Here is a 22,523-nt window from a genome sequence, read left to right on the forward strand (position 1 = left end):
CGAGTACAGCCCCATGAGTGTCTGGAAAACCGAACGCGGCGCCCTGCTGTTGCTGCTGGGCGTCTCGGCGCTGCTGCTGTTGGCAGGCCTGGGCAGTCGCGACTTGTGGGGGCCGGAAACCCGCTGGGCCAACATCGCCCTGCAGATGCTGCAAAGCGGCGATTACTTCGACCCGTTTCTCAAGGGCGCGCCCTACTACGACAAACCCCTGCCGTCGTACTGGCTGATCACCGGCTTTGCCAACCTGATGGGCGGGCTCGGCCCTTGGTCGTTGCGCCTGTCGTCGGTGATCGCGGCGTGGCTGAGCATCTGGCTGGTCTACCTGATCGGCGAGCGCCTGTTCCGCAAGGGCACCGGGCTGATTGCCGGCTGGATGCTCGCCACCACCTTCTACTTCTTGTTCTGGGCCCGGGTGGCCACCGCCGACATACTCACCGTGTGCGGCGTGCTGGCGGCCGTGTGGTGGTACTGGCGTGGGCCGGATGACACTCGGCTGGGCCGCTACTGCGTGTTTTTCCTGCTGCTGGCGGCCACGTCGCTGTTCAAGGGGCTGATCGGTTTTGTGCTGCCCGGCCTGGTGCTGCTGCCACACCTGCTCAGCCAGGGGCGTTACAAACGTCACCTCAACCTGCGCATGCTGCTGGCGCTGGTGATTGCGGCGGGGTTCTATGCCATTCCGTTCGTGCTGTCCCACCTCTACGGCGCACCGACCTACGGCGAAAGCGGCCTGGAACTGGTGTTCAAGGAAAACGTGGTGCGCTTCTTCGACCCCTTCGACCACATGGGGCCGATCTACACCTACCTGATCTACCTGCCCGCCTACACCCTGCCCTGGGCACCGTGCTGGGTGCTTGGCCTGTGGCTCGCGCTGCGGCATTGGAAGCAATCCCCGCCCAACGTGCGCTGGCTGGTATGGGGCCTGGGCCTGCTGTTTGTGTTCTTCACCGCCAGTGGCAGCCGCCGCAGCTACTACGTGCTGCCGCTGGTGCCGTTTGCACAACTGCTGGCCGCCTGGTGGGTGAGCGAACGCCTGCAGAAAAAACCAGCCAGCTGGCCACGTTGGCAGAAAGGGTTTGGCATCGCCGCTGCACTGATGCTGCTGGTGCTGGGTGTGGTCTACCCGTGGACCAACAGCAACGGCGGCGTCACCCGTTTCGTCGAAGACGTGCGAACCCAGGCCGTCAAGACCGCGCCCTGGAACCAGTGGCAGATGGTGCTGGTGGAAGTCGACAACAAGCTGCCGATGTACCTGCAAAACGGCGGCAAACCCTTCTACTACGTCGCCGAAACCCAGGACTTCCCACGCCAGGGCGACAGCGCCGCGATGTTGGCCTGGCTGGAAAAAACCAGCGGCCAAACCTTCGACCCGCAACGCACGATCATCTTCGCGCAATACTCCAAGGACGACCCCACGCCGCTGGCCTACTTGGGGGCTGATCATCAGGTGATCACCACCCAGCCGGACAATGGCGAGCGGCTGTTTCAGAAGCGTGGCGGTGGCAGCGTGGCGTTTGTGCCATCGGCCCGATAGGCCAGCGAACTACTCGTCGCAGGCCTTGCTGTTGATGATGATTTTCTCCCGGGTGCCCTCGTCAATCAGGCTGCGAAGCAACTGGAAGAGGGGGTCGGCATCGGTATAGCGCTTGCCGTAGGCCAGGTTGAACTCATAGTCGAAACCGGGTGGGTTCTTGCCCTGATTGTGCTGCAGGAGGGTCTCCAGCTTGTCCAGCGCTTTGACGGCCAGGGCCTCGGGCGACTGCGCACGTTCGTAGTCATCCCAGAGCGCCAGCACCTCGGCCTGCAGCCTGTCATCCAAGGCGCGGGTCAGGCTCAGCAGATCGTTTCGCTCTTGCTCGCCCTTGTTGGGGAACAACGCCTGGCTGACGGCAGGAATGTCCCCATGGATCGCCTCGCCCAAGTCATGAATCACGCACATCTTGAGCACCTTCAGCACATCGAGATGGGCCAGTTGGTCGGCGAAGACCATCACCATCAGGCACAGGCGCCAGCTATGTTCCGCCGTACTTTCGGCGCGCCCCGACGAGGTGTGCGCGCTTCTGAGCACGTCCTTGAGTTTTTCCGCCTCGCGAAGAAATTCAAGCCGCCCCTTGATTGTTTCAATCTCCATTACACCCTCTGCATACGCTATACGCCGTCATTACCAGCCTAGGCGCGGCAGGGGTGGACGTCCACGCATAAAATATGCGCGCAGCCGTGCTTCAGAGTGTCTCGACCAGGCGCGCGGCCGTTCCGTCCGAGAGTGGAATTCGCGTCCAGCGGCAACGACCGGGGCGAATGGGGACGAGCAGGGAGTCGTTGGCACCCGTGGTGAACTCCAGCGCCGGCGGCGCCAACGCGTCCCGCCATCCGGAGGCCTTGAGGGCCAGTTCCTTGCTGACGATGTCCGGCGTCGCGAAACGCCAGAGCGACTGCCCCAGCAACTCGCTGACAGGCTGGGTGAACTCGGCGGCCCGACCCGGCGAGCACGCCAGCAAACGATGGGTCAGGTCACAAATGAGGTGCATGGGCCGTGGGCTCTCGCTGACCAACCGGGCCAGCACTTGGTCGGCCGCTCCATCCAGGCGAGCCGCCAACAAGCCCTCCAACTGCTTGTGGGCCGCGCAGTCCATGGATTGCGTGCCGCTTTCCCAACGCGAAATGGTCGACTGAGTGACGCCGAACAGCTGCGCGGCATGCAGCTGTTTGACGCGGTGCAGCAGGCGCCAGCGTCGCAGCGCAATGCCAGGCAGGGCCAGGGGAAGCAAGGTGTCAGGCATTCTGGGCTACTGAAGGATTGCCGGGTGTGCCAGTCTGGGGGATCGAGGCCCGCCCCGCAAATGCACGGGATAAACGGGCATCGGCTCAGAGCTCAGGAGTGTACTTGCGCGTTTGTGGCAAGCCCGCGACGCCAGGATCGACCCGTAACCCCGCCAGTTGCTCCTGCACCGCCCGCCCTTCCGCCCGGTTGCGGATAAACCCGGCGCGGGTGAAGCGCTCCAGAAACGGAACCGGCAGCGTCTTGTCTGGCGTGACCCGCGGGTGCTCGGCCACATCGCCGAACAGGGTGTAGGCCGCGCTCGGCAGGTGCCGTGTGTTGAGGTCGCTGGTGAGGCGGCCTTCCTGCAGGACGATGGCGCGGTTGGTCACCCGTTGCAGGTCGGACAAGCGTTGCGAGATGTAGAGGATGGCCACGCCCCGGGCGCGTTGGCTGTCGATCAGGCCCAGCAGGCGCTCGGCATCGGTTGCCGACAGGGCAGCGGTGGGCTCGTCGAGGATCAGCAACTTGGGTTGCAGGGCAAAGGCCCGGGCCAGCACCAGCAGTTGCCGATCCCCCTGGCCGAGGCGCTCCACCGGGTGTTGCAGCGGCAGGTCCAGGCCCAGCCCGTCGGCGATGGCCTGAGCGCGTTGCAGCAGGTTCTTGCGGTTGAGCAGGAAGTCGGCGTCGGGCTGGCACAGCTCGTCGAGCAACAGGTTCTCGGCCACGCTCAGGCCGGGGGCAATACCGTCATCAGGGCGCTGGTGCACCGCCACGATGCCGACGCGACGGGCCGACAACGGCGAAACAAACCGCTGTTGCACCCCATCGACCCACACCTCACCCGCATCCGGCGCCAACAGGCCGCCGAGGATTTTCACCAGGGTCGACTTGCCGGCCCCGCTGGCCCCCAACAAGGCCACGCCTTCACCCGGGTAAATATCCAGGCTGACCTGATCCAGCGCCGACTGGGCGCCAAAGGCCTTGCTCAGGTGACGCACACGGACCAACGGCGCGGGTGCTGCGGCAACGGGGTTGCTCATGGCTAATCTCTAAGGCGGAACGATGACTCATTACAACGCGCGAAGACGCTGATTTATTCCGTGCAACAATGAGTTAGGTCCCGAATTAAATGCATTACCTTATGAACAATCCAATAGCTGAATCGCATAGCTGATGGTTTTTTGGTTATAAGCGTTTTGCCAGCAAGGTGTTGAATGCATTCAGCACCTGCACGGGCTTCTCCAGCATCAGTTGATGACCGCACGCCTCCAGCACCTGGAACTGCGCATTGGGCAATTGCGCGGCCAGGGCCTGGCCGCCACTGGCGGGCGTCAAGCCGTCGCTGTCACCGGCCAGAACACTCATCGGCAACGTCAGGGTGGGGATCCGTGAGGCGTCGGGCCAGCGCGCATGTTTCATCAGTGCCTTGAACATGTACAGCGGGTTGCGCTCGGTGAGCTTCTCTTCATAGGCCACCAGCGCCGGGTCGGCCGTGGCGTGCCAGGCGCGCTCGCGAAAGCCTTTGGCCAACAGCGGCCGCAGCCATTCGAGCAGCCATGCGGGCAAGGACATCAACCCGCCACGGGTCACCGGCCGGTGCAACATCGTGCCCAGCAACAGCACCGCTTCGACGGTCACACCGCTGTCGGCCAAGAGTGTGCTCAGGCTCAGTCCGGTGCCAAAGGAATGGGCGATGATCAGGTTATGGGCGCGCCCGTAGCGCTGCAGGATCGCCCCATAGTCCGCCACCAGTTCCGACCAGGCGTAGGCGCTTTCGTCGCGAGGCTTGGCGCTGTCGCCATGGCCCAGCAGGTCCCAGGCCACCAGGCTGTAGCCGTCGGCCTTGAGGGCCTGCCATTGCAGGCGCCATTGGTCCTTGTTGCCCCCGGCGCCGTGGCAGAAAAACACCACCGTGTCGGGCTGGGTGGTGCCCACGTGATGGGCAATGCTAAGGGAGCGGTTGGGGCGGATATCCGAGCGCTCGCCACGCACAATCGGCAAGTCCGTAAAAGAAGTACTCATGAACTCAGCATTCCTCAAAAAACATCATCAGTGTGCCGCCGAACTTTGTAGTGAGCGGGCTTGCCCCGCGCGGCGCCAGTCCAGCCCCCGAGCATCGCCAGCCGGCGGCATGCGGGGTCAGGGAGGACGCCGCGCGGGGCAAGCCCGCTCACTACAGTGACATGGCGTTGGCCTCAGGTGCTGCGCATCGCAGCAGAGCGCGGGTGTAGGGGTGTTGGGCATCAGCGAACAGCCCAGCGGTGTCGCCCTGCTCCACCACCCGCCCGTTCTGCATCACCGCAATGCGATCACACAACCGCGCCGCCACGCGCAGGTCGTGGGTGATGAACACGATGCTCAATTTCAGCCGCCGTTGCAGGGACTCCAACAGTTCCAGGATCTGCACCTGGATCAACGCATCGAGGGCCGACACGCACTCGTCGGCGATCAACACCTTCGGCTCCACCGCCAAGGCGCGGGCGATGCCAATGCGCTGGCGCTGCCCCCCGGAGAACTCATGGGGGTAGCGCTCGAACGCCGTGGCAGGCAAGCCCACCAGCTCCAGCAAGGCGCGCGCCCGCGCCTCGGCATCGGCTTTCGAATGCCCTTGCACCAACGGCCCGGTCATGATGATGCGGCCCACCGTCTGGCGCGGATTAAGCGAGGCGAACGGGTCCTGGAAGATCATCTGCACCTCGCTGCGCAGCGGCCGCAAACGCCCCTCGGATAACCCCACCACATCTTGGCCGAGCCACTGGATGTGTCCGCTGTCGGCCCGTAACAGCCGTACCAGGCAACGCCCCAGGGTGGACTTGCCCGAGCCGGACTCACCGACGATGCCCAGGGTCTCGCCTTCGCGCAGTTGCAACGCCACCGCGTCCAGCGCACGGGTAATGCGTCGCCCCCACCAGCCCGCGCGGGTGGTGAAGACTTTGTTCAACTGTTCGGCCTTGAGCACCACGGCCCCACTCACCGCGACACGGGGCTCCCGTGGTTGTGCCGAGACTGCCGCCAGCAGTTGCCGGGTATAAGGCGCCCGGGGTTCGTCCAGCACCTGGCGAGCGCCGCCCTGCTCCACCACACGCCCCTTTTCCAGCACCAGCACACGGTCGGCGATCGCTTCGACCACGGCAAAATCATGGGTGATCAACAGCAGCGCCATGCCCTTGTCCCGCTGGATCTTGCGCAGCAGCTCAAGAATCTGCGCCTGGGTGGTCACGTCCAGCGCCGAGGTGGGTTCATCGGCGATCAACAGCGCCGGATCGAACGCCAGGGCCATGGCGATCACCACCCGTTGGCGCTGGCCACCGGACAGCTCAAAGGGATAGGCCAAGCGCAGGCGCTCGGGGTCCGGCAGCCCCACATAACCCAGCAGGTCTACCACCCGCTGGCGGCGCTCACCGGCCGATTTCACCCCATGGGCACGCAGGGTTTCATCAATCTGCTCACCCACCCGCAACAACGGGTTGAGCGCGCTCATCGGCTCCTGGAACACCATGCTGATGTCGCGCCCACGCAGCTCGCGCATGGCGGCTTCGCCACGGTTGGCCAAGTCTTCATCACGAAACACCAGGCGCCCGCTTTCCACCGTCAGCGGCGTCGGCAACTGGCGCAGCAGCGCCTTGGCCAGCATGGATTTACCCGAGCCGGACTCGCCCACCACACACAAGCATTCACCGCTGCGCAGTTGCAGTGACAGGTCGTACAGCGCATGGCTGCGATCCGCGCCGTCGGGCAAGGCGATACGCAGGTGTTCAACCTTCAATAACGTCATCGCGACCTCCCCGGCTCAAACGCCACGCGCAAGCCTTCGCCTACGCGGTTCACCGCCAGCACACACAGCACGATCGCCAGGCCCGGCAGGAAGCTCATCCACCAGGCATCCCGCAACAGGCCACGGGAAGCGTTGATCATGTAGCCCCAGCTCATGGCTTCCGGGTCACTCAAGCCAAGGAACGCCAGGGCGGCTTCGGTGAGGATCGCGGTGGCCATGACAAAGGTCATCACCACCAGCAGCGGCGCCAGGGCATTGGGCAGGATCTGCTGGGTGATGATCCCCAGCGGCGACTGGCCCAGCACACGGGCGGCCTGCACGAATTCACGCTGGCGCAGGGTGAGGAATTCACTGCGCACCAACCGCGCCACGGCCGGCCAGGCGACCAAGGCAATCGCCAGCACAATGGTGCCCAGCGACGGCTCCAGCACCGCCACCAGGATCACCGCCAACACCAATTGCGGGATGATCTGGAAAAACTCGGCGATACGCATCAACACGCCGTCGAGCCAACCGCCGAAGTAACCGGCGATGGCGCCGATGATCAGCCCCACCACCAGGGTTGCCAAACTGGCCAGCGCCCCCACGGCCAGGGACACCCGCGCCCCGTAGAGCAAGCCGCTGCCGAGGTCGCGCCCCAGCAGGTCACTGCCCAGCCAGTGGGCGGCGTCGTGAAACGGTGGCAGCATCGGCCGGCTGTTCATTTCCCACGGCGAGCTGCTGGTGAGCCACGGCGCTGCCAGTGCCAGCGCCGCCAACACCAGCAAGAACAGCGCACCGGCCAGCGCCGAGGGTTGACGGATAAAGCGTCTGAACACCGCCATCAGCCCTGCCCTCCGGCGCCAATGCGCGGGTCGAGGTAACGGCAAATCACATCGGTCAACACGTTGAAGCCCACCACCAACATCGAGATCACCAGGAACCCGCCCATCAGCACGCCGTAGTCGCGTTGGGCCAGGGAGTCGTACATCAAGCGGCCGATGCCCGGCCACGCATACACCACTTCCACCAGCAAGGCACCGCTGGCCAGCTGGCCCAGTTGCAGGCCGGCGAAGGTGACCACCGGCAGCAGCGCATTGCGCAAGACGTGCACGTACAGAATCCGCCGTGGGTGCAAGCCCTTGGCATGGGCCGTGCGCACGTACTCCTGGCCGAGGGCGTCCAGCACGGCGGCGCGGGTCAGGTGGATGTACAGGGCGAGGAACAACACGCTCAACGACAGGCACGGCAACAGCAGGTGCTGCACACGGTCGAGCAGTGAAAAGTCCTGGCCCACGGTTTCCATGCCAAAGGCTGGCAACCAGTCCAGGCTCACGGAAAACAACAGGATCAACAGCATCGCCAGCCAGAACGGCGGCATCGCATACAACAGCAACGCCCCATGTGAAATCACCCCGTCGAGCCAGTGACGCCGTTGCCGTGCGCGCGCCGCCAGCACGCCCAGGGTCACCCCCAGCAGCGACGACAGCACAAACGCAGAACCCATCAAGGCCAGCGTTGCGGGCAAACGCTCGGCGATCAGCGACCACACCGACGTCTGGTTGCGGTAGGAGTACCCCAGGTCCAGGTGCGCGACATTGCCCAGGTAGATCAACAGTTGCTGCAGCAGTGGTTTATCCAGGCCCATGGTCTGGCGCAGTTGCTCGATGAATTGCACATCGTCCACCCCCGCCTCACCGGCCAGCAGCAACGCCGGATCACCCGGCGCGAGGTGGATCAACAGGAAGCTCAGCACCAGCACCGCCACCACCATCAGCAGCGCCTTGACCAGGCGCCCGCCGAGATACACCACGCCGTTCATGGCGCAGGCGCGTCGAGGTAAACGCTTTCGTAGTCTTCGTTGAGGCTGGTGGCGGTTTGCAGCAGGTTATGCACCTGCGTGTGGAACAGCGTCTGGTTACGCATCTCGAAGATCGGCGCGATGGGCAGGTCGGTGTTCAGCCGGTTTTCCAGCTGGCTGTAGAGCTGGGTGCGCGCAGGGCCTTCGGGCGTGTCGGCGATTTTCGTCCACAAGGCATCGGCTTCGGGGCTGTTGTAGCCACTGACGTTGGCGAACGGCGAGGTCTTGAGGATGTAGTCGGAGCGGTACAGGTAGGCGCTGGTCAGGTAGGGGTCGCCGATCTGGAAGATGAAGTTGTAGGTCAGGTCGAAGTCCCAGTCGCTCACGCGCTGGAACCAGGTGGCGGCGTCGGACGTCACCACCTGCACCTTGAAGCCCAGTGGCTGCAGCGCTTGCTTGGTGTACTCGGCCAGGCGCTCCCAGGCACCGCCCTTCTCGCCGTTGAGCAGGCGGATACGCACCGCGCCCACGTCCACGCCGGATTCGGCGATCAGCGCCTTGGCCTTTTTCACGTCATAGGCGTACTGCGGCAATTGGGGGTCGTGGTAGGGCGTGCCCGACACGAATTCGCCCTGGGCGACCTTGCCCGAGCCGAAGAAGATGTTGTCCACGACAAACTGCCGGTTCAGCGCATACAGGATCGCCTGGCGCACCTTGGGGTTGTTCAGCGGTGGCTTGCGCGTGTTGATCTGCAGGAAGGCCAGGCCGGCATACAACTCCCAGCCTTTCTCGGAAGACTGCACATTCGGCAAGGCGCCCAGGCGCTTGAGGTCGGAATAGTCGGCATCGCCGCTGCGCAGCACCTGCACGTCATTGCGCTCGAAGGCTGCGGCGCGGGAGGAACCGTCGGGGATCACGTGAAAGACAATCCCATCCAGGTGCGGCAGGCCTTTTTTCCAGTAGTTGGGGTTCTTGGCCAGCTTGATGTAGGCGCCGCGTTTCCACTCCACGAATACGAACGGCCCGGTGCCCACCGGCTTGAGGTTGTAGGGGTTGTTGCGAAAGTCAGTGTTCTCGTAAAGGTGCTTGGGCACCACCGGGCGCAAGCCGCTGCCCAGGGCCGAGAGCAACGGCGCGAAGGGTTTCTTCAGGTGGAAGACCACTTGCAGCGGGCCGGTGGCGGTGATGCTGTCGACGTACTCGGTGATGATGCCGCCCAGGCGCTTGTCCACTTCCGGGTAGAAGGTCTGGAAGCTGAACACCACGTCGTCGGCGGTGAACGCCGGGCCGTCGTGCCAGTGCACGTTGTCTTGCAGTTGGAAGGTGTAGGTGAGGCCGTCCGGGGAAATGGCCCAGGACTTGGCCAGCACCGGCTTGGGGTTGAGGTCCGTGTCGAAAGTCAGCAGGCCCTGGAGGATCTTACCGCTGACGTATTGGGTGGACACATGGCTGACCACCCCGTGCATCAGCGACGGCGGTTCAGGCTGGGCCACCAGGTTCAGCACACCGCCCTCCTGGGGTTGCGCCTGGGCCTGGCCGGCCAGCAGCACGCTGCACAACCCCACACAGGAGAGGGCACGGCGAAAAGAGAATGGGCGCATGGAAGCTCCTCGAATGGAAAGGTTCTGGGAGGGATTTTGCAAGGGCTGTGCCATGGGGGTTTTCGGCGCGATTGCGGGTCTTGGTTGCCGTCTGGGTGATGAAAAAACCACAGCGCCCTGCCCGAGTGTGCAAAAAGCAACAGCGCCTCACATCCAATGTGGGAGCTGGCTTGCCTGCGATAGCGGTGCTTCAGACACTGGATATTTCCCTGACCCACCGCTATCGCAGCGGTGCGACGACTCGACAAGCCAGCTCCCACAGTAGAGTTGTGGTGCTCAGGTGGCACAGGCTTTGCCCTGTGATCCTCATCTGAACCCACGAGCCTCTTCACCATGTCACTGGATTACCTGGGCAACCCCATCGACACCCTCGACCCGTCCACCCGCCAGGGCCTGGACGATTTCATCGGCGGCTTCCTCGGCTACCAGCCTCGCGCCGAAGGCATTCTCGCCACGGCGGACGCCGCCCCTGACTCGGTCCTGGCCAATGCCTTCGCCGGCTTGCTGCTGATGTTCATCGAGTCCCCCGAAGGCCCGACTTTGGCCGAGCAATACCGCCAGCGCGCGGCCGCCGTGAACGGCGATCACCCGCGCGCCCAGTTGTACCTGGCCGCCTTGAGCGCCTGGATCGACGACGACCTCGACCAGGTCCTGCACCTGAGCGAGCACCTGCTGGGCCGTTATCCTCGCGACCTGTTCGCCGCCAAGCTCAACCAGTACCTGGAGTTCAACCGGGGCAACTGGCCGGCGTTGCTGCGCATCGGCCTCAAGGCTGTCGCAGGTGCGCCGGATATCGCCCACAGCCATGGCCTGCTGGCCTTCGCCTATGAACAATGCCACTTGCTCGAAGAGGCCGAAGCCAGCGCCCGCGAAGCCCTGCGCCTGCAACCCTCGGAGCCCTGGGCGCAACACGCCCTGGCCCATGTGATGCTGACCCAGGGGCGCATCGAGGAAGGCACCGAATTCCTGGAAAGCGTGGCCCATCACTGGGCCGGTTTGAACTCGTTCATGTACACCCATAATTGGTGGCACCTGGCGCTGTTCTACCTGGCGCGGGGTGAAGATCAGCGGGTGCTGGAGATTTACGACCAGCACGTGTGGGGCATCCTGCCGGAGTATTCCCAGGACCAGGTGGGCGCGGTGTCGTTGCTGGCGCGCCTGGAGCTGGCGGGTATCGACGTCGGCGAGCGTTGGCAGGGGTTGGCGCCGTACCTGCAGCGACGGACAGGGGATGTGGTGCAGCCGTTTCTCAGCGTGCAGTACCTGTATGGCCTGGCACGCGCCGGCAAGCCGGAAGCGGATGAGCTGTTGGCGGCGTTGCGCGAGCATAGTGTTGCGGCGCGGCCGGTGTGGGGCGAGGTGACTTTGCCATTGGCGCGCGGGCTGTTGGCCCATGCACGCGGGGATGCGCAGGGTGCGCTGGAACACTTGGCCGCCGCCCTGCCCCGGTTGAATGAAATCGGTGGCAGCCATGCCCAGCGTGATCTGTTCTCCCAGGTGGAACTGGATGCGCGGTTGAACGCTGGGGATTGGTTTGGGGCGCAGCAGGCGTTGGAGTTGCGGCGTCGGTATGACGGGTGGGATGTGCCGACCAATCGCAGTTTGGTGCGGGTGTATGAGGCGCTGGGTTTGCCGGAACAGGCACGTACAGCGCAAGAGCGGGTTATACGTTTTACCTGAAGATTGGAGATCTAAATGTGGGAGCTGGCTTGCCTGCGATAGCGGTCTGTCGGCGTACATATCCGTTATTTGGATAACGGCTGATATGGGTTCCGCCCTTACGGCGGCTCACTTTTGAACAGCGCAAAAGTAAGCAAAACGCTCTTGCCCCACCACTCGGTGTCTCGCCTAGGCTCGACATGCCCTCACTCCGGCTTGAATCCGTGGGCCGCCGTCATGGGCCATCCTTGGCCCAGGACGGCTAACCCGGCGTCCTGCCGGGTTACCCACGGATTCAAGCCTGCGTTCGGCCAGCGTGGTTTAACGGGGCGCCTAAGATCAAGATCAAAAGCCAGAGCCAGAGCCAGAGCCAGAGCCAGAGCAAACTACTGTCTACCTGATAAATGGAGATCCAAATGTGGGAGCTGGCTTGCCTGCGATAGCGGTGTATCAGTGCCAGATAAGCGGGCTGACACACCGCCATCGCCGGCAAGCCGGCGCCTACAGGGGTTGGCGGGCAGCAAATACGCCGCGCGCAATCCCGCGCGCCACACAATCGGCCGCTGCGGCGCCAATCCGGCCGATTTCCACTTGCCGCCGTGGCCCGTCGGTCAAGGCCACCGCCGCCGAGGCCAGGGCAAACACTGTGTCGCCATCAAACGGCAAATGCGCCGGCCGCACCGCGCGCGCGATGCCGTCCTGGGCCATGATCGCCACGCGCTTGCATTCGGCCACGGTTAATTGCGCCGTGCAGGCCACCACCACCAGCGTGGTGTTGGCGCCAGCTTGCAGGCGGCCCATTGAATCGAGGCGCGACAGCTCCGGCATCGGGTCGCTGCAATCCATCTCCGCTTGCGGCCGCTGGCCACCGAACTCCCCCGCCACTTCCCAGGGCCAGGCCCAGAAGGTTTGGCCGTCGGGCATGTACACCGAGCCGATGGGGTTGGCGACCACCAGGGCGGCAACCACCAGCCCGTCGCCCAGGTCCAGGGAGGCAGTGCCCAGCCCGCCTTTCAACACCCCGGCCATGGCGCCACGGCCGGCACCCACCGAACCCAGCTCAAAATCCTCGCGGGCATTGGCCAGCGCCTCAAAGCCCAGGCGTCGGTAAGGCGGCTCCAGGCCCCAGTCTTTGTCGCCACCGTTGGCCAGGTCATGCAGCACCGCTGCGGGCACGATGGGGATGGCCGGCGCACCGGGCTTGAGGTGCAGGCCCACCTGCGCCTGGGAGAGTTTCGCCGCCACGGCATCCGCCGCGCCCAGGCCGAATACCGAGCCACCGGCGAACACCAGCGCGTGGAGTTGGCCGACCATATTTTCCGGCTCCAGCGCAGCGGTTTCCCGCCCGCCTGGGCCGCCGCCGCGAATGTCGATGCTGGCGGTCCAGAAACCATCGGGGCGGATCACCGTGACGCCGGTGTCGACGTGCAGGTCCGTGGCGTGGCCAACCGTGAGGCCTGGGATATCGGTGAGGGCGTTGCGCGGGCCGGGTCTAGGCATACAAAAAAAGCTTCCTTGGGTTGAGGTCTGGCCCGAAGGCAGCAAGGGCTATGCCAATCACCGTTCTCCGTAGGAGCCGGCTTGCCGGCGATAGCGTGTGCTAGGTCGGGAGGCCTCATCGCCGGCAAGCCGGCTCCTACAGGGGGGGTGGGGGCTGTAGGAAAATCAGCAGCCTGTTGATGGCGTTGTTAGAAAAACACCAACCAGCCCCACACACATCTAATAACCTGTTGTTTTTAATAATATTTTTACGATGGCACAGCCTTTGCTCTCCAGCCTCTCACCAGAGCTTGAACCCAACAAGCCGACCTCGATCAAGGCCCAACGCCTTAACCAACTGGAGTGTTTCCCATCATGAATGCATCACGCGCCGCCGGCAGCCGACCCGGCAAGGCCTTCGCCCATACCCTGTTATTTATCGCCCTGTGCGAGGCGGCCAGCTACAGCAGCCTGGCCCTCGCCGCCGACGCCCCGGCCAGCGACAACCCGCTGGACACCGTGGTGGTGATCGGCAACCGTGGCCAGGCGCGTACCCTGGCCGAGAGCCCGGCGCCGGTGGATGTGATTTCTTCCAAGCAACTGCTGGCCACCGGGCAAGGTGACCTGACCCGCGCCTTGAGCAAAGTGCTGCCGTCGCTCAACCAGCCGGCGTCGTCAGGCTTCGGTTCCACCTCGGTGGTGCGCCCCATCAGCCTGCGTGGCCTCAATGGCGACCAGGTGTTGGTGCTGGTCAACGGCAAGCGCCGTCACAACAGCGCACTGCTGAACAACGGCACCTACCTCAACTCCGGCTCGCAGCCGGTGGACCTCGACATGATCCCCACCGCCCTGGTGGATCACGTCGAAGTGCTGCGCGACGGCGCCTCGGCCCAGTACGGCTCGGACGCCATCGGCGGCGTGGTCAACGTGGTGCTCAAGCAGACCGACCACGGTGGCAGCCTGTCCACCAGCTACGGCCAGAACTATGAAAACGGTGACGGCGAAACCGTGCGCCAGACCGGCAACGTTGGCCTGGCCCTGCCCAACGACGGCTTTATCAACCTGGCCCTGGACGCGAAGAAGCAAAACGTCTCCGATCGCTCCGACAATGCGCCGTACACCGACTCCGCCGGCAACACCAGCCAGCGACACACCTACTACGGCACCGGCCTGCCCGAGGCGAAAAACTTCAGCCTGGGCTACAACGCCGAGCTGCCGGTGGATGACGCGCTGACCCTGTATTCGTTCTCGACCTACACCCACCGCAACTCGGAAAAACCCCTGGCCTTCCACCAGCCATCGAGCTTCAACGGTATCCAGACGCCGTACCCGGAAGGCATCGAAGACAACCTGCGGTTCATCGAGGAAGACTTCCAGGTCGCGTTCGGCGGCAAAGGCAAGGCCGCCGGTTGGGACTACGACCTGTCCAGCACCTTCGGCCAGGACCATGCCCGCGCCACGCTCACCGACACCTACAACCTGAGCTACGGCCCGACGTCGCCGACCTCGGTGGACACCGGCGTGAAAACCTTCAGCCAGTGGACCAACAACCTCGACCTGACCCGCGCCTTTGACCTCGGCTTGTACAAGCCGACCCAGATTTCCTGGGGCCTGGAACAACGCTACGAGGACTACAAGATCGGCAAGGGCGACCTCGCCTCCTACGCCAGCGGGCCGTTCAGCACCGGCGCCAACGGCGCCCTGATCCCACCCGGCACCATTTCCGGCGCCGGCACCACCCCGGCCGATGCCGCGCAGAAAAGCCGCACCAGCCTGGCCGGCTACGGTGAAATCGGGCAGGACTTCACCGACAAGTGGCACGTGGACCTGGCCGGTCGCTACGAGCATTACAACGACGGCTCCGGCACCACCACCAATGGCAAGTTCTCCACCCGTTACCAGTTGACTCCGATCCTGGCCGTGCGCGGCACCGTCAGCACGGGCTTCCGTGCGCCGTCCCTGGCCCAGCAGATCTACAGCGCCACCTCGCAGACCAGCGTCAACGGCCAACTGTTCGACTACCGCAACGTGGCGGTCGACTCCGACGTGGCCAAAGCCTTGGGCGCGAGCAAGCTCAAGCCGGAAAAATCCACCAACTTCAGCGTCGGCTTCACCCTGCAACCCACCGATGCCACCAACATCACCCTGGATGCGTACCAGATCAAGATCAAGGACCGCATCGCCCAGACCGGCTACCTCGGCGGCACCGCACAGATCAACGCGATCCTCGCAACTGCCGGGCTCAACCCGAACCAGGCCGTCACCTACTTCACCAACGCCCTGGACACCACCACCCGTGGCGTTGACCTGGTCGGCGACTACCGCCAGGACATCGGTGCCTGGGGCAGCCTGAAGTACTCGGCGGGCTTCAACTGGAACACCACTCAGATCGACGACATCCACGCCTCCGCCGTTGCCGCACAGGCACTCGGCCCGGATGGCGGCTATGACCGCCAGCGCCAGGGCAACCTCAAGTACGGCCTGCCGCAATCCAAGTTGCTGCTGGGCACCACCTGGACCTACGACAAACTGGAAGTGGCCCTCAACCTGACGCGCTACGGCGAGTACACCCAGTACGGCACCGCCGAGATCTACGACCGCACCTTCTCGCCGGCGTGGATCACCGACCTGAACATCGACTACCACCTGACCAAGGCCGTCACCCTGAATGCCGGCGCCAACAACCTGTTCAACAAGTACCCGGAACGCACCGACCTGGCCAGCAGTTCGGGCGGTTTCCCCTACGGCAACTTCTCGCCCTACGGCACCACCGGCGGCTACTGGTACACCGGCGTGACCTACAACTTCTGACCCGGCGCACGGGGCCGGTTCGCCAGCCCCGTGCCTGACTTGAATAGGAGCCTGCTCATGACCCGCCGCACCGATCAACTCAAGCTGGGGGCGTTTCTCGCCAACAGCGGCCACCATGTCGCTGCCTGGCGCCACCCCTTGGCCCAGGCGGATGCCAGCCTGGATTTCGAGCACTTCAAGCACATCGCCCAGACCGCCGAGCGCGGCAAGTTCGATGCGTTGTTCATCGCCGACGTGGTCGCGCTGTGGGGGCATCACCACGATGCCTTGAGCCGCACGGCGCGCGCCGAGCATTTCGAGCCCCTGACCCTGATGTCGGCCCTGGCCGCCGTCACCCGGCACATTGGCCTGATCGCTACGGCCACCACCACTTACAACGAGCCCTACCACATCGCGCGCAAATTCGCGTCCCTCGACCACCTGTCCAAGGGCCGCGCGGCCTGGAACCTGGTGACCTCGGTGGTCTCGGATGAAGCCTGGAATTTCGGCCGCGAAAACCATGTGGATCACGGCGATCGCTACCAGCGCGCCGAAGAATTCCACGATGTGGTCAAGGACCTGTGGGACAGTTGGGACGACGACGCCTTCACCCGCGACAAAGCCAGCGGCGAGTATTTCGACCCAGCCAAATTGCACACCCTCAATCATCGCGGCGAGCATTTCTCGGTGCGTGGCCCGCTCAACGTGGCGCGCTCGCCCCAGGGCCACCCGGTGCTGGTGCAGGCCGGTGCATCGGAACCGGGTAAGAACCTCGCGGCCCGAGTGGCCGAGCTGATCTTTGCCCATGCCCATGACGTAGAGAGCGCCCAGGCGTTTTACCAAGACATCAAACAACGCGCCGCCGCCTTCGGCCGCGACCCGGACCACATCAAGATCCTGCCGGGCATCACCCCCTTCATCGCCGACACCCGTGAACAGGCCCAGGCACTCTTCGAAGAATTCCAGGCGCTGATCGACCCAGTGCTGGGCCTGCGCCTGCTGGCGGACACCCTGGGCGATGACATCGACCTGTCAGGCCATGACCTCGACGGCCCGCTGCCCGAGACGCCGGTCGGCCAACGCGGCAGCCGGCGTGACAAAGTGCTGGAACTGGCGCGCAAGGAAAACCTGAGCATCCGCCAGCTGTACCTGCGCCTGGCCGGTGGCAACCCGGTGATTGGTACGGCCGAAGACGTGGCCGACCACTTCGAAGCATGGTTCCAGGGGCGGGCCTGCGATGGTTTCAACGTGTTCTTCCCGTATTTCCCCGGCGCCATCGATCTGTTTGTAGAGCGCGTGATCCCGCTGTTGCAGGCGCGCGGGCTGTTTCGCGAAGCCTACGAAGGCACCACCTTGCGCGAAAACCTGGGCCTGCCACGCCCCGCCAATCGTTTTACGACGGGGGCTCCTGCATGAAACGCAGCGCATGGATGCTGGCCTGCGGCAGTGTGTTCGCGTGCAAAGCCTTTGCCTTGAACATCCTGCTGACCAATGACGACGGCTATCAGCACCCGAATATTCGCGCCTTGTACACCGAGCTCAAGGCCCAGGGGCATACCGTGCGGATCGCCGCGCCGCAGAGCGACCAGAGCGCACGCGGTGGCGCGTTCTTCTTTGGCCGTGAAGTCAGCGTGGGCCGCGACAGCGACCCCGCCTACCCTGACAGTTACTACATCAGCACCCACGAAAACGGCGTGTGCCAAAGCCCTGAGTGCGCCGGCAAGGCCGTGCAGATCGAAATCAGCGGCACCCCGGTGATGGCACTGCTGATGGGCCTGAAAAAAGTCCTGCCCCACCCCGACCTGGTCATCGTCGGCCCCAACCCCGGCAATAACCTGGGCGCAATTAACCTGGCGTCGGGCACGTTCAACGCTGCCAGTGCGGCGGTCCAGGCGGGCATCCCGGCGCTGGCGGTGAGTACCGACCTGAAAGAACAAAACCCACAGCGCGTCGCCCGGTGGGTGGCGAAGCTGGTACACGCCCTCGACCGCCATCGCCAACCCAATGGCGCCCTGCTGCCGGCCGGCCTGGGCCTGAATATCAACCTGCCCAAAGAGCCGCAGCCCAAGGGCGTGAAACTCACGCGGATCGGCAGCTACGTGGGGTTTGAAGCGCTGTACACCGACGACCTCAAGCGGTTCAACCTGCCTGGGAAGCCTGGCATCGGGTTCCAGTACAGCCCTGCTGCCACCGCCGCACAACAGCATGATGAAGCGGTGTGGCTGAACAAAGGCTACCTGACCATCAGCCCGTTCAGCGGCCTGCCGGAATCCCTCAATGCCGGCCCCGCCCTGCAAAAACAATTGACCCGGGAGCTGACACCATGAGCACTGGCTTTTCCTTGGGGTTCCTCAGCCGGGTCTACAGCCCCAGCGCTGATCCCAAGGTTTACCGCGACACCCTGGCGCTGTTCAAGGTCGCCGAAGAACTGGGCTTCGACAGTGGCTGGGTCGCACAACACCATTTCGCCAGTGAGCAGGGGCGCCTGCCCTCGCCCCTGGTGTTGCTCGCCGCGATTGCCCAGCACACGCAGCGCATCAGCCTGGGCACAGGGATTATCGTGCTGCCCCAGGAAGCCCCGCTGCGCCTGGCCGAAGACGCGGCGGTGCTGGACCTGCTCTGCAACGGCCGCCTGGAGCTGGGCCTTGGCGCGGGGTTTGATCCCGAGACGTTCCTGGCCTTCGGCCGCGAGCATGAAGCAAGGCACCGGGATTACGAGCAGCACCTGCAACAGTTGCTCCGTGCCCTGGGCAACGCGCCACTGGCCGATAACGGGGCGCGCCTGCTGCCACGGGCCAATGGCCTGAGCCACCGCGTGTGGGAAGCCACCTCACGGGTGGAACGGGTGGCGGAGCGTGGCCACGGCCTGATCATGGCCCCCAACCCCCACCTGCCGGCACACGCTGGCGTGGAACTGGTGGACCGCTACCGCAAGGCCTGGACCGGCGACAACGGCACACCGGCCCGCGTTGTGCGGGTGCAGGCGCTGTTCCCGTCGCCCGGCGACGCCACGCGCCGCGACATCCTGGCTTATGTGGATCGCCAGCAACGCCTCGGCGTGTTCAAGGGCGCGCTTGACGACAACTTCGACACCACGCTCGAACGCCTGGGCATCCTGCATGGCCCGGTGGAGCGCATCGTCGAGCAGTTGCAGCAAGGCCCCGCATTGACGGCCCACGATCACCTGATCCTGCAAGTGCAGACCGTCAGCACACCGCTGCGCGACGCCATCCGCGCCCTGGAAACCCTGCGCGAACACATCGCCCCCGCCCTGGGCTGGCAACCGGCCCGGCCCTCAGGAGCCCTGTCATGACCTTCAAACTGGGCTTTCTCAGCCACGCCTTTGGCGACGACCCGCAGCAGCTCTACCGCGACCTGATCGAACAATTCGAAGTCGCCGAGGCGCTGGGCTTCGACGGCGGCTGGATCGCCCAGCACCACCTGAGCAACGGCTTTGGTCGGCTGCCGTCACCACTGGTGCTGCTGGCGGCGGTGGCCGAGCGTACCCAGCGGATCGAACTGGGCACCGGGGTGATTGTGCTGCCATTTGAAGACCCGATCCGCCTGGCCGAAGACGCCAGCGTGCTCGACGCATTGAGTGGCGGCCGAGTGCAATTGGGCCTGGGCAGCGGCGGCGCGAACCTGGATAACTTCAGTGCGTTTGACCGTGACGCTACCCAGCGCCAAGTGGAATTTGCCGAGCATCAGCAACGCTTGCAGCACCTGCTGGCCGGCCAGCCGCTCGCCGGTGAATTGACCCTGCAACCTCCCGCGCCTCGCCTGGGGGAGCGCCTGTGGCATTCCCATGGCAGCACCGACGGTGCGGTCTACACGGCCCGACAAGGCAATGGCCTGCTGCTGGGCACCGCGACCCACGACCCACTCACCGTGCAAAAACCACTGGCCGAGGCTTACTTGCAGGCGTGGTCGCGCACGGACCGCGCGCCACGTATCGGCGTGGTCCGTGCGATTTTCCCGGCGTCCAGCCGCGCCGACGCCCAGGCCGAACTGGCGGTGGACATCGAGCGACATATCCCGCGCCTGCAACGTGAAGGCCTGATCGATGAGGCGGTGGACCTGCAGGCCCATTTGCGCCTGATGAATGTGCACCACGGCCATCCCGATGAAGTGATCGAAAGCTTGCAACAGGATCCTGCCCTGCTGCCTTATGCTGATTACGTGATCGCCGTGGTCCAGGCGGAAAGCTCGACCCAGGCGCAGATCCTCAAGCGCCTGGAAACGATTGCCCGGGACATCGCCCCGGCCTTGGGTTGGAAAAGACGATGACTGACGGAGCTTATGCATGCCCCTCGAATTCAGCTGGCTGATGCCCCTGTGTACCCCCGACTGGGCGGCGCGGCCGGGGCAATGGATTCAACTGGCCCAGGCCGTGGAATACGCCGGCCTCGATGGCCTGTGGATTCCCGGTGGTGCACTGTGCGCCGACAGCCTGGGCGTGGCGGCGGCGTTGTGCGCGCACACGCGGCGGGTGCGCTTGTCGGTGAGCGTGCCACCCGAAGTGATGCTGCCCGCCGCGCTGGCCACGACCTTGCAAAGCCTGCAATCGATCAGCGGCCACCGGGTGCAGTTGCACCTGCCCAACAGCGAACGCAGCGCCTTTGGCGAATGGCTCAACCGTGACCAGCGCAGCGAGCGCATCGGCGAGTACCTGGAGATCCTGCAGCAGTTGCTGGCGCCCGATGATGCGGGCCTGGATTACCAGGGCCGCTATTTCCAACTGGAAAACGCCGGCGTCGCCCGTCGCGAACTGCCCGCCCCAGGCCTGATCCTCGACGACAGCCAGAGCCACAGCCTGGTGAGCGCCCACGCCCAGACCTGCCTGCTCGCCCCTGGCGCTCCCAAGGCCCTCGCCAAGGAGATCCAGCGCTGGCGGGCGATTCAACCCGCACTGGGTTTCGCCTGCACCTTCGGCCTGATCCTGGGCGACAGCGAAGACCTGGCCTGGGAGACCGCCGCCGCGTTGTTGCCCGTGGCGGACGTCCCGGACGAACTGCTCGCCACCCTGCCCCGCGCACGCCACCCATTGCGCCAATGGGAGGTGCACCCGAACCTGCTGCAACGCGCGCCGGGGCAACCGCTGATCCTGGTGGGCACACCGCAGCAGATCGCCACGCGCCTGCAGGAACTGCACGGGCTGGGCTTGAACCAGCTGATCCTCGAAGGCGGGCCGGCCGTGGGCGATGTGCTGCGGTTTGGCGAACAGGTACTGCCCCTCTTGCGCAAGGAGCGCCCGTAGCATGAGCACAGACGCACGCCCACCGATCCAGCTCGACTGGTTCCTGCCCACCAATGGCGACGGTCGCCACCTCACCAGCAGCGGCTTGCCCAAGGTCGGGTTGTTCCAGCAAGGCGAACGCGCGCCCACCCTGGACTACCTGCGCCAGATCGTGCGGGCCACCGAACAGGCCGGTTTCGACGGCATCATGGTGCCCACCGCCAGCGGCTTCGAGGACCCGTGGCTGATCACCGCCGTGCTGGCCCAGGAAGTACGCCGCCTGAGGTTTCTGCTCACCCTGCGGCCTGGCACCGAGTTGCCGGCCTACACCGCACACCGTGCGGCCACTTTGCAGCTGCTCAGCGAGAACCGCCTGGCCCTGCATGTGGTGACCGGCTCCAGCCGCTTTGAACAACGCTCCCTGGGAGATTTCCTCGAGCATGACGAGCGCTATGCACGCACGGCTGAATTCCTGCAGATGTTCCAGGCCGTGTGGGCCGGGCAACCACCGACCCATCCGGGCCGCTACTACCGCAGCGCGCTCCATACGCCGATTGCACCGGGCGCCGAGGCGCCGCCGATCTACTTCGGCGGCGCCTCCGAAGCCGCCGAACGTGTGGGCGCGGCCCATGGGCAAACCTACCTGATGTGGTGCGAACCGCCGGCGATGATCGCCGAGCGCATCCACCGCATGCGCGACCTGGCGGCCGCCCAGGGCCGCACCTTGCGCTTCGGCCTGCGCCTGCACGTATTCGCCGCCCCCACTGACGACGCCGCGTGGGCCCACGTAGAACGCCTGCTGCAAGAAATCCCCAAGGACGCCATCGATCAGGCACAGCGGCAGATGGCGGCTTACGAATCGGTAGGCCAGAACCGCCAGACCCAGCTGATGCAAGGCCGTGGCCGTGGCGCCCGAGAGCTGGAAGTGTCGGCCAACCTGTGGGCCGGTGTGGGTTTGGTCCGTGGCGGTGCGGGTACCGCGCTGGTGGGCAGTTATGCCCGAGTGGCTGAGCGGATCGAGGAGTATCACCAGTTGGGAGTGGACAGTTTTATCCTGTCGGGATTTCCACATTTGGAAGAAGCGATACATGTGGGGGCGGAGGTGTTGCCGTTGTTGCGCAACTTGACCGCCTGAGCGTTGCCGTCTGGTCGGGCGCCTCAACCGCATCCACGATGCGTAGCGAGTCGCTTTTGATTTTGATCTGAAGCGCCCCGTCAACCACGCTGGCCGAACGCAGGCTTGAATCCGTGGGTAACCCGGCAGGACGCCGGGTTAGCCGCCCCGCGCCATGGATGGCGCGTGGCGGCGGCCCACGGATTCAAGCCGGAGTGAGGGAACACCGAGCCTAGGCGAGGTGCCGAGTGGTGGGGCGAGGACCTTTTGGTTACTTTTGGGTCCTTCCAAAAGTGACCCGCTGTAAGAGCGGAACCCTAAGTAGCCGTTA

General features: G+C 64.8%; 18 protein-coding genes. 9 read left to right on the top strand and 9 right to left on the bottom strand.

Translation table 11 applies throughout. From position 1 onward, the window contains the following. The first annotated feature begins 13 nt into the window (after nt 1-13). Nucleotides 14-1,531: a glycosyltransferase family 39 protein gene (locus tag M2394_RS28120; RefSeq protein ID WP_259175411.1), complete on the top strand. Its 1,518-nt coding sequence runs from the start codon at nt 14-16 to the stop codon at nt 1,529-1,531. A gap of 9 nt (nt 1,532-1,540) precedes the next feature. Here M2394_RS28120 and M2394_RS28125 read toward each other — a convergent pair whose 3' ends face one another. From M2394_RS28125 to M2394_RS28160, 8 genes are all read right to left on the bottom strand, one after another. Continuing rightward, nucleotides 1,541-2,128, bottom strand: coding sequence for an HD domain-containing protein (locus M2394_RS28125; protein WP_259175413.1), 588 nt, complete (start codon nt 2,126-2,128; stop codon nt 1,541-1,543). A 91-nt stretch (nt 2,129-2,219) separates the two neighbouring features. Then, nucleotides 2,220-2,777, bottom strand: a complete 558-nt coding sequence (locus tag M2394_RS28130) for a helix-turn-helix transcriptional regulator (protein WP_178923206.1) — start codon at nt 2,775-2,777, stop codon at nt 2,220-2,222. 85 nt (nt 2,778-2,862) lie between these two features. Then, nucleotides 2,863-3,798 (bottom strand): ATP-binding cassette domain-containing protein, encoded by a 936-nt coding sequence (locus M2394_RS28135; RefSeq protein ID WP_259175414.1) that lies wholly within the window; start codon nt 3,796-3,798, stop codon nt 2,863-2,865. A gap of 145 nt (nt 3,799-3,943) precedes the next feature. Continuing rightward, a complete protein-coding gene (locus M2394_RS28140) occupies nt 3,944-4,780 on the bottom strand; it encodes an alpha/beta fold hydrolase (protein ID WP_259175416.1) in 837 nt (278 codons plus the stop codon). Between the two features lie 151 nt (nt 4,781-4,931). Beyond that, on the bottom strand, nt 4,932-6,533 hold the full coding sequence (locus M2394_RS28145; RefSeq protein ID WP_259175417.1) for an ABC transporter ATP-binding protein: 1,602 nt from the start codon (nt 6,531-6,533) through the stop codon (nt 4,932-4,934). After that, on the bottom strand, nt 6,530-7,357 hold the full coding sequence (locus tag M2394_RS28150) for an ABC transporter permease (protein ID WP_259175418.1): 828 nt from the start codon (nt 7,355-7,357) through the stop codon (nt 6,530-6,532). Before M2394_RS28150 ends, M2394_RS28145 begins: the two co-directional genes overlap by 4 nt. Further along, nucleotides 7,357-8,334 carry an ABC transporter permease gene (locus M2394_RS28155; protein WP_178923196.1) on the bottom strand — a complete coding sequence of 326 codons (978 nt, stop codon included), beginning with the start codon at nt 8,332-8,334 and terminating at the stop codon, nt 7,357-7,359. Before M2394_RS28155 ends, M2394_RS28150 begins: the two co-directional genes overlap by 1 nt. Then, nucleotides 8,331-9,914, bottom strand: coding sequence for an ABC transporter substrate-binding protein (locus tag M2394_RS28160; protein WP_259175420.1), 1,584 nt, complete (start codon nt 9,912-9,914; stop codon nt 8,331-8,333). The genes M2394_RS28155 and M2394_RS28160 overlap by 4 nt, the downstream gene beginning before the upstream one ends. Nucleotides 9,915-10,247: 333 nt before the next feature. Between M2394_RS28160 and M2394_RS28165 the strand changes: the two genes are divergently transcribed. After that, nucleotides 10,248-11,594: a tetratricopeptide repeat protein gene (locus M2394_RS28165; RefSeq protein ID WP_259175421.1), complete on the top strand. Its 1,347-nt coding sequence runs from the start codon at nt 10,248-10,250 to the stop codon at nt 11,592-11,594. A gap of 480 nt (nt 11,595-12,074) precedes the next feature. Here the strand turns inward: M2394_RS28165 and M2394_RS28170 are convergent, their stop codons facing one another. Further along, nucleotides 12,075-13,073, bottom strand: a complete 999-nt coding sequence (locus M2394_RS28170; RefSeq protein WP_178923193.1) for a P1 family peptidase — start codon at nt 13,071-13,073, stop codon at nt 12,075-12,077. Between the two features lie 354 nt (nt 13,074-13,427). Between M2394_RS28170 and M2394_RS28175 the strand changes: the two genes are divergently transcribed. From M2394_RS28175 to M2394_RS28205, 7 genes are read left to right on the top strand one after another with little or no spacing between them, the layout of a single operon-like run. Further along, a complete protein-coding gene (locus M2394_RS28175) occupies nt 13,428-15,863 on the top strand; it encodes a TonB-dependent siderophore receptor (RefSeq protein WP_259175422.1) in 2,436 nt (811 codons plus the stop codon). A gap of 57 nt (nt 15,864-15,920) precedes the next feature. Then, nucleotides 15,921-17,258: an LLM class flavin-dependent oxidoreductase gene (locus tag M2394_RS28180; protein ID WP_259175423.1), complete on the top strand. Its 1,338-nt coding sequence runs from the start codon at nt 15,921-15,923 to the stop codon at nt 17,256-17,258. After that, the gene (locus M2394_RS28185) at nt 17,255-18,169 is read left to right on the top strand and encodes a 5'/3'-nucleotidase SurE (RefSeq protein WP_259175424.1); all 915 of its coding nucleotides are present in this window, start codon (nt 17,255-17,257) and stop codon (nt 18,167-18,169) included. The genes M2394_RS28180 and M2394_RS28185 overlap by 4 nt, the downstream gene beginning before the upstream one ends. Beyond that, complete coding sequence (locus M2394_RS28190; protein ID WP_259175425.1) at nt 18,166-19,155, top strand: LLM class flavin-dependent oxidoreductase; 990 nt, start codon at nt 18,166-18,168, stop codon at nt 19,153-19,155. The genes M2394_RS28185 and M2394_RS28190 overlap by 4 nt, the downstream gene beginning before the upstream one ends. After that, nucleotides 19,152-20,129, top strand: a complete 978-nt coding sequence (locus M2394_RS28195) for an LLM class flavin-dependent oxidoreductase (protein ID WP_259175426.1) — start codon at nt 19,152-19,154, stop codon at nt 20,127-20,129. The genes M2394_RS28190 and M2394_RS28195 overlap by 4 nt, the downstream gene beginning before the upstream one ends. Before the next feature lie 16 nt (nt 20,130-20,145). Beyond that, nucleotides 20,146-21,099 (top strand): LLM class flavin-dependent oxidoreductase, encoded by a 954-nt coding sequence (locus tag M2394_RS28200; protein ID WP_178923185.1) that lies wholly within the window; start codon nt 20,146-20,148, stop codon nt 21,097-21,099. Between the two features lies 1 nt (nt 21,100). Continuing rightward, nucleotides 21,101-22,213, top strand: a complete 1,113-nt coding sequence (locus M2394_RS28205; RefSeq protein ID WP_259175428.1) for an LLM class flavin-dependent oxidoreductase — start codon at nt 21,101-21,103, stop codon at nt 22,211-22,213. Nucleotides 22,214-22,523: the final 310 nt, after the last annotated feature.

The organism is Pseudomonas sp. BIGb0164, from assembly GCF_024810135.1.
In the GTDB taxonomy this organism is placed as follows: Bacteria; Pseudomonadota; Gammaproteobacteria; order Pseudomonadales; family Pseudomonadaceae; genus Aquipseudomonas.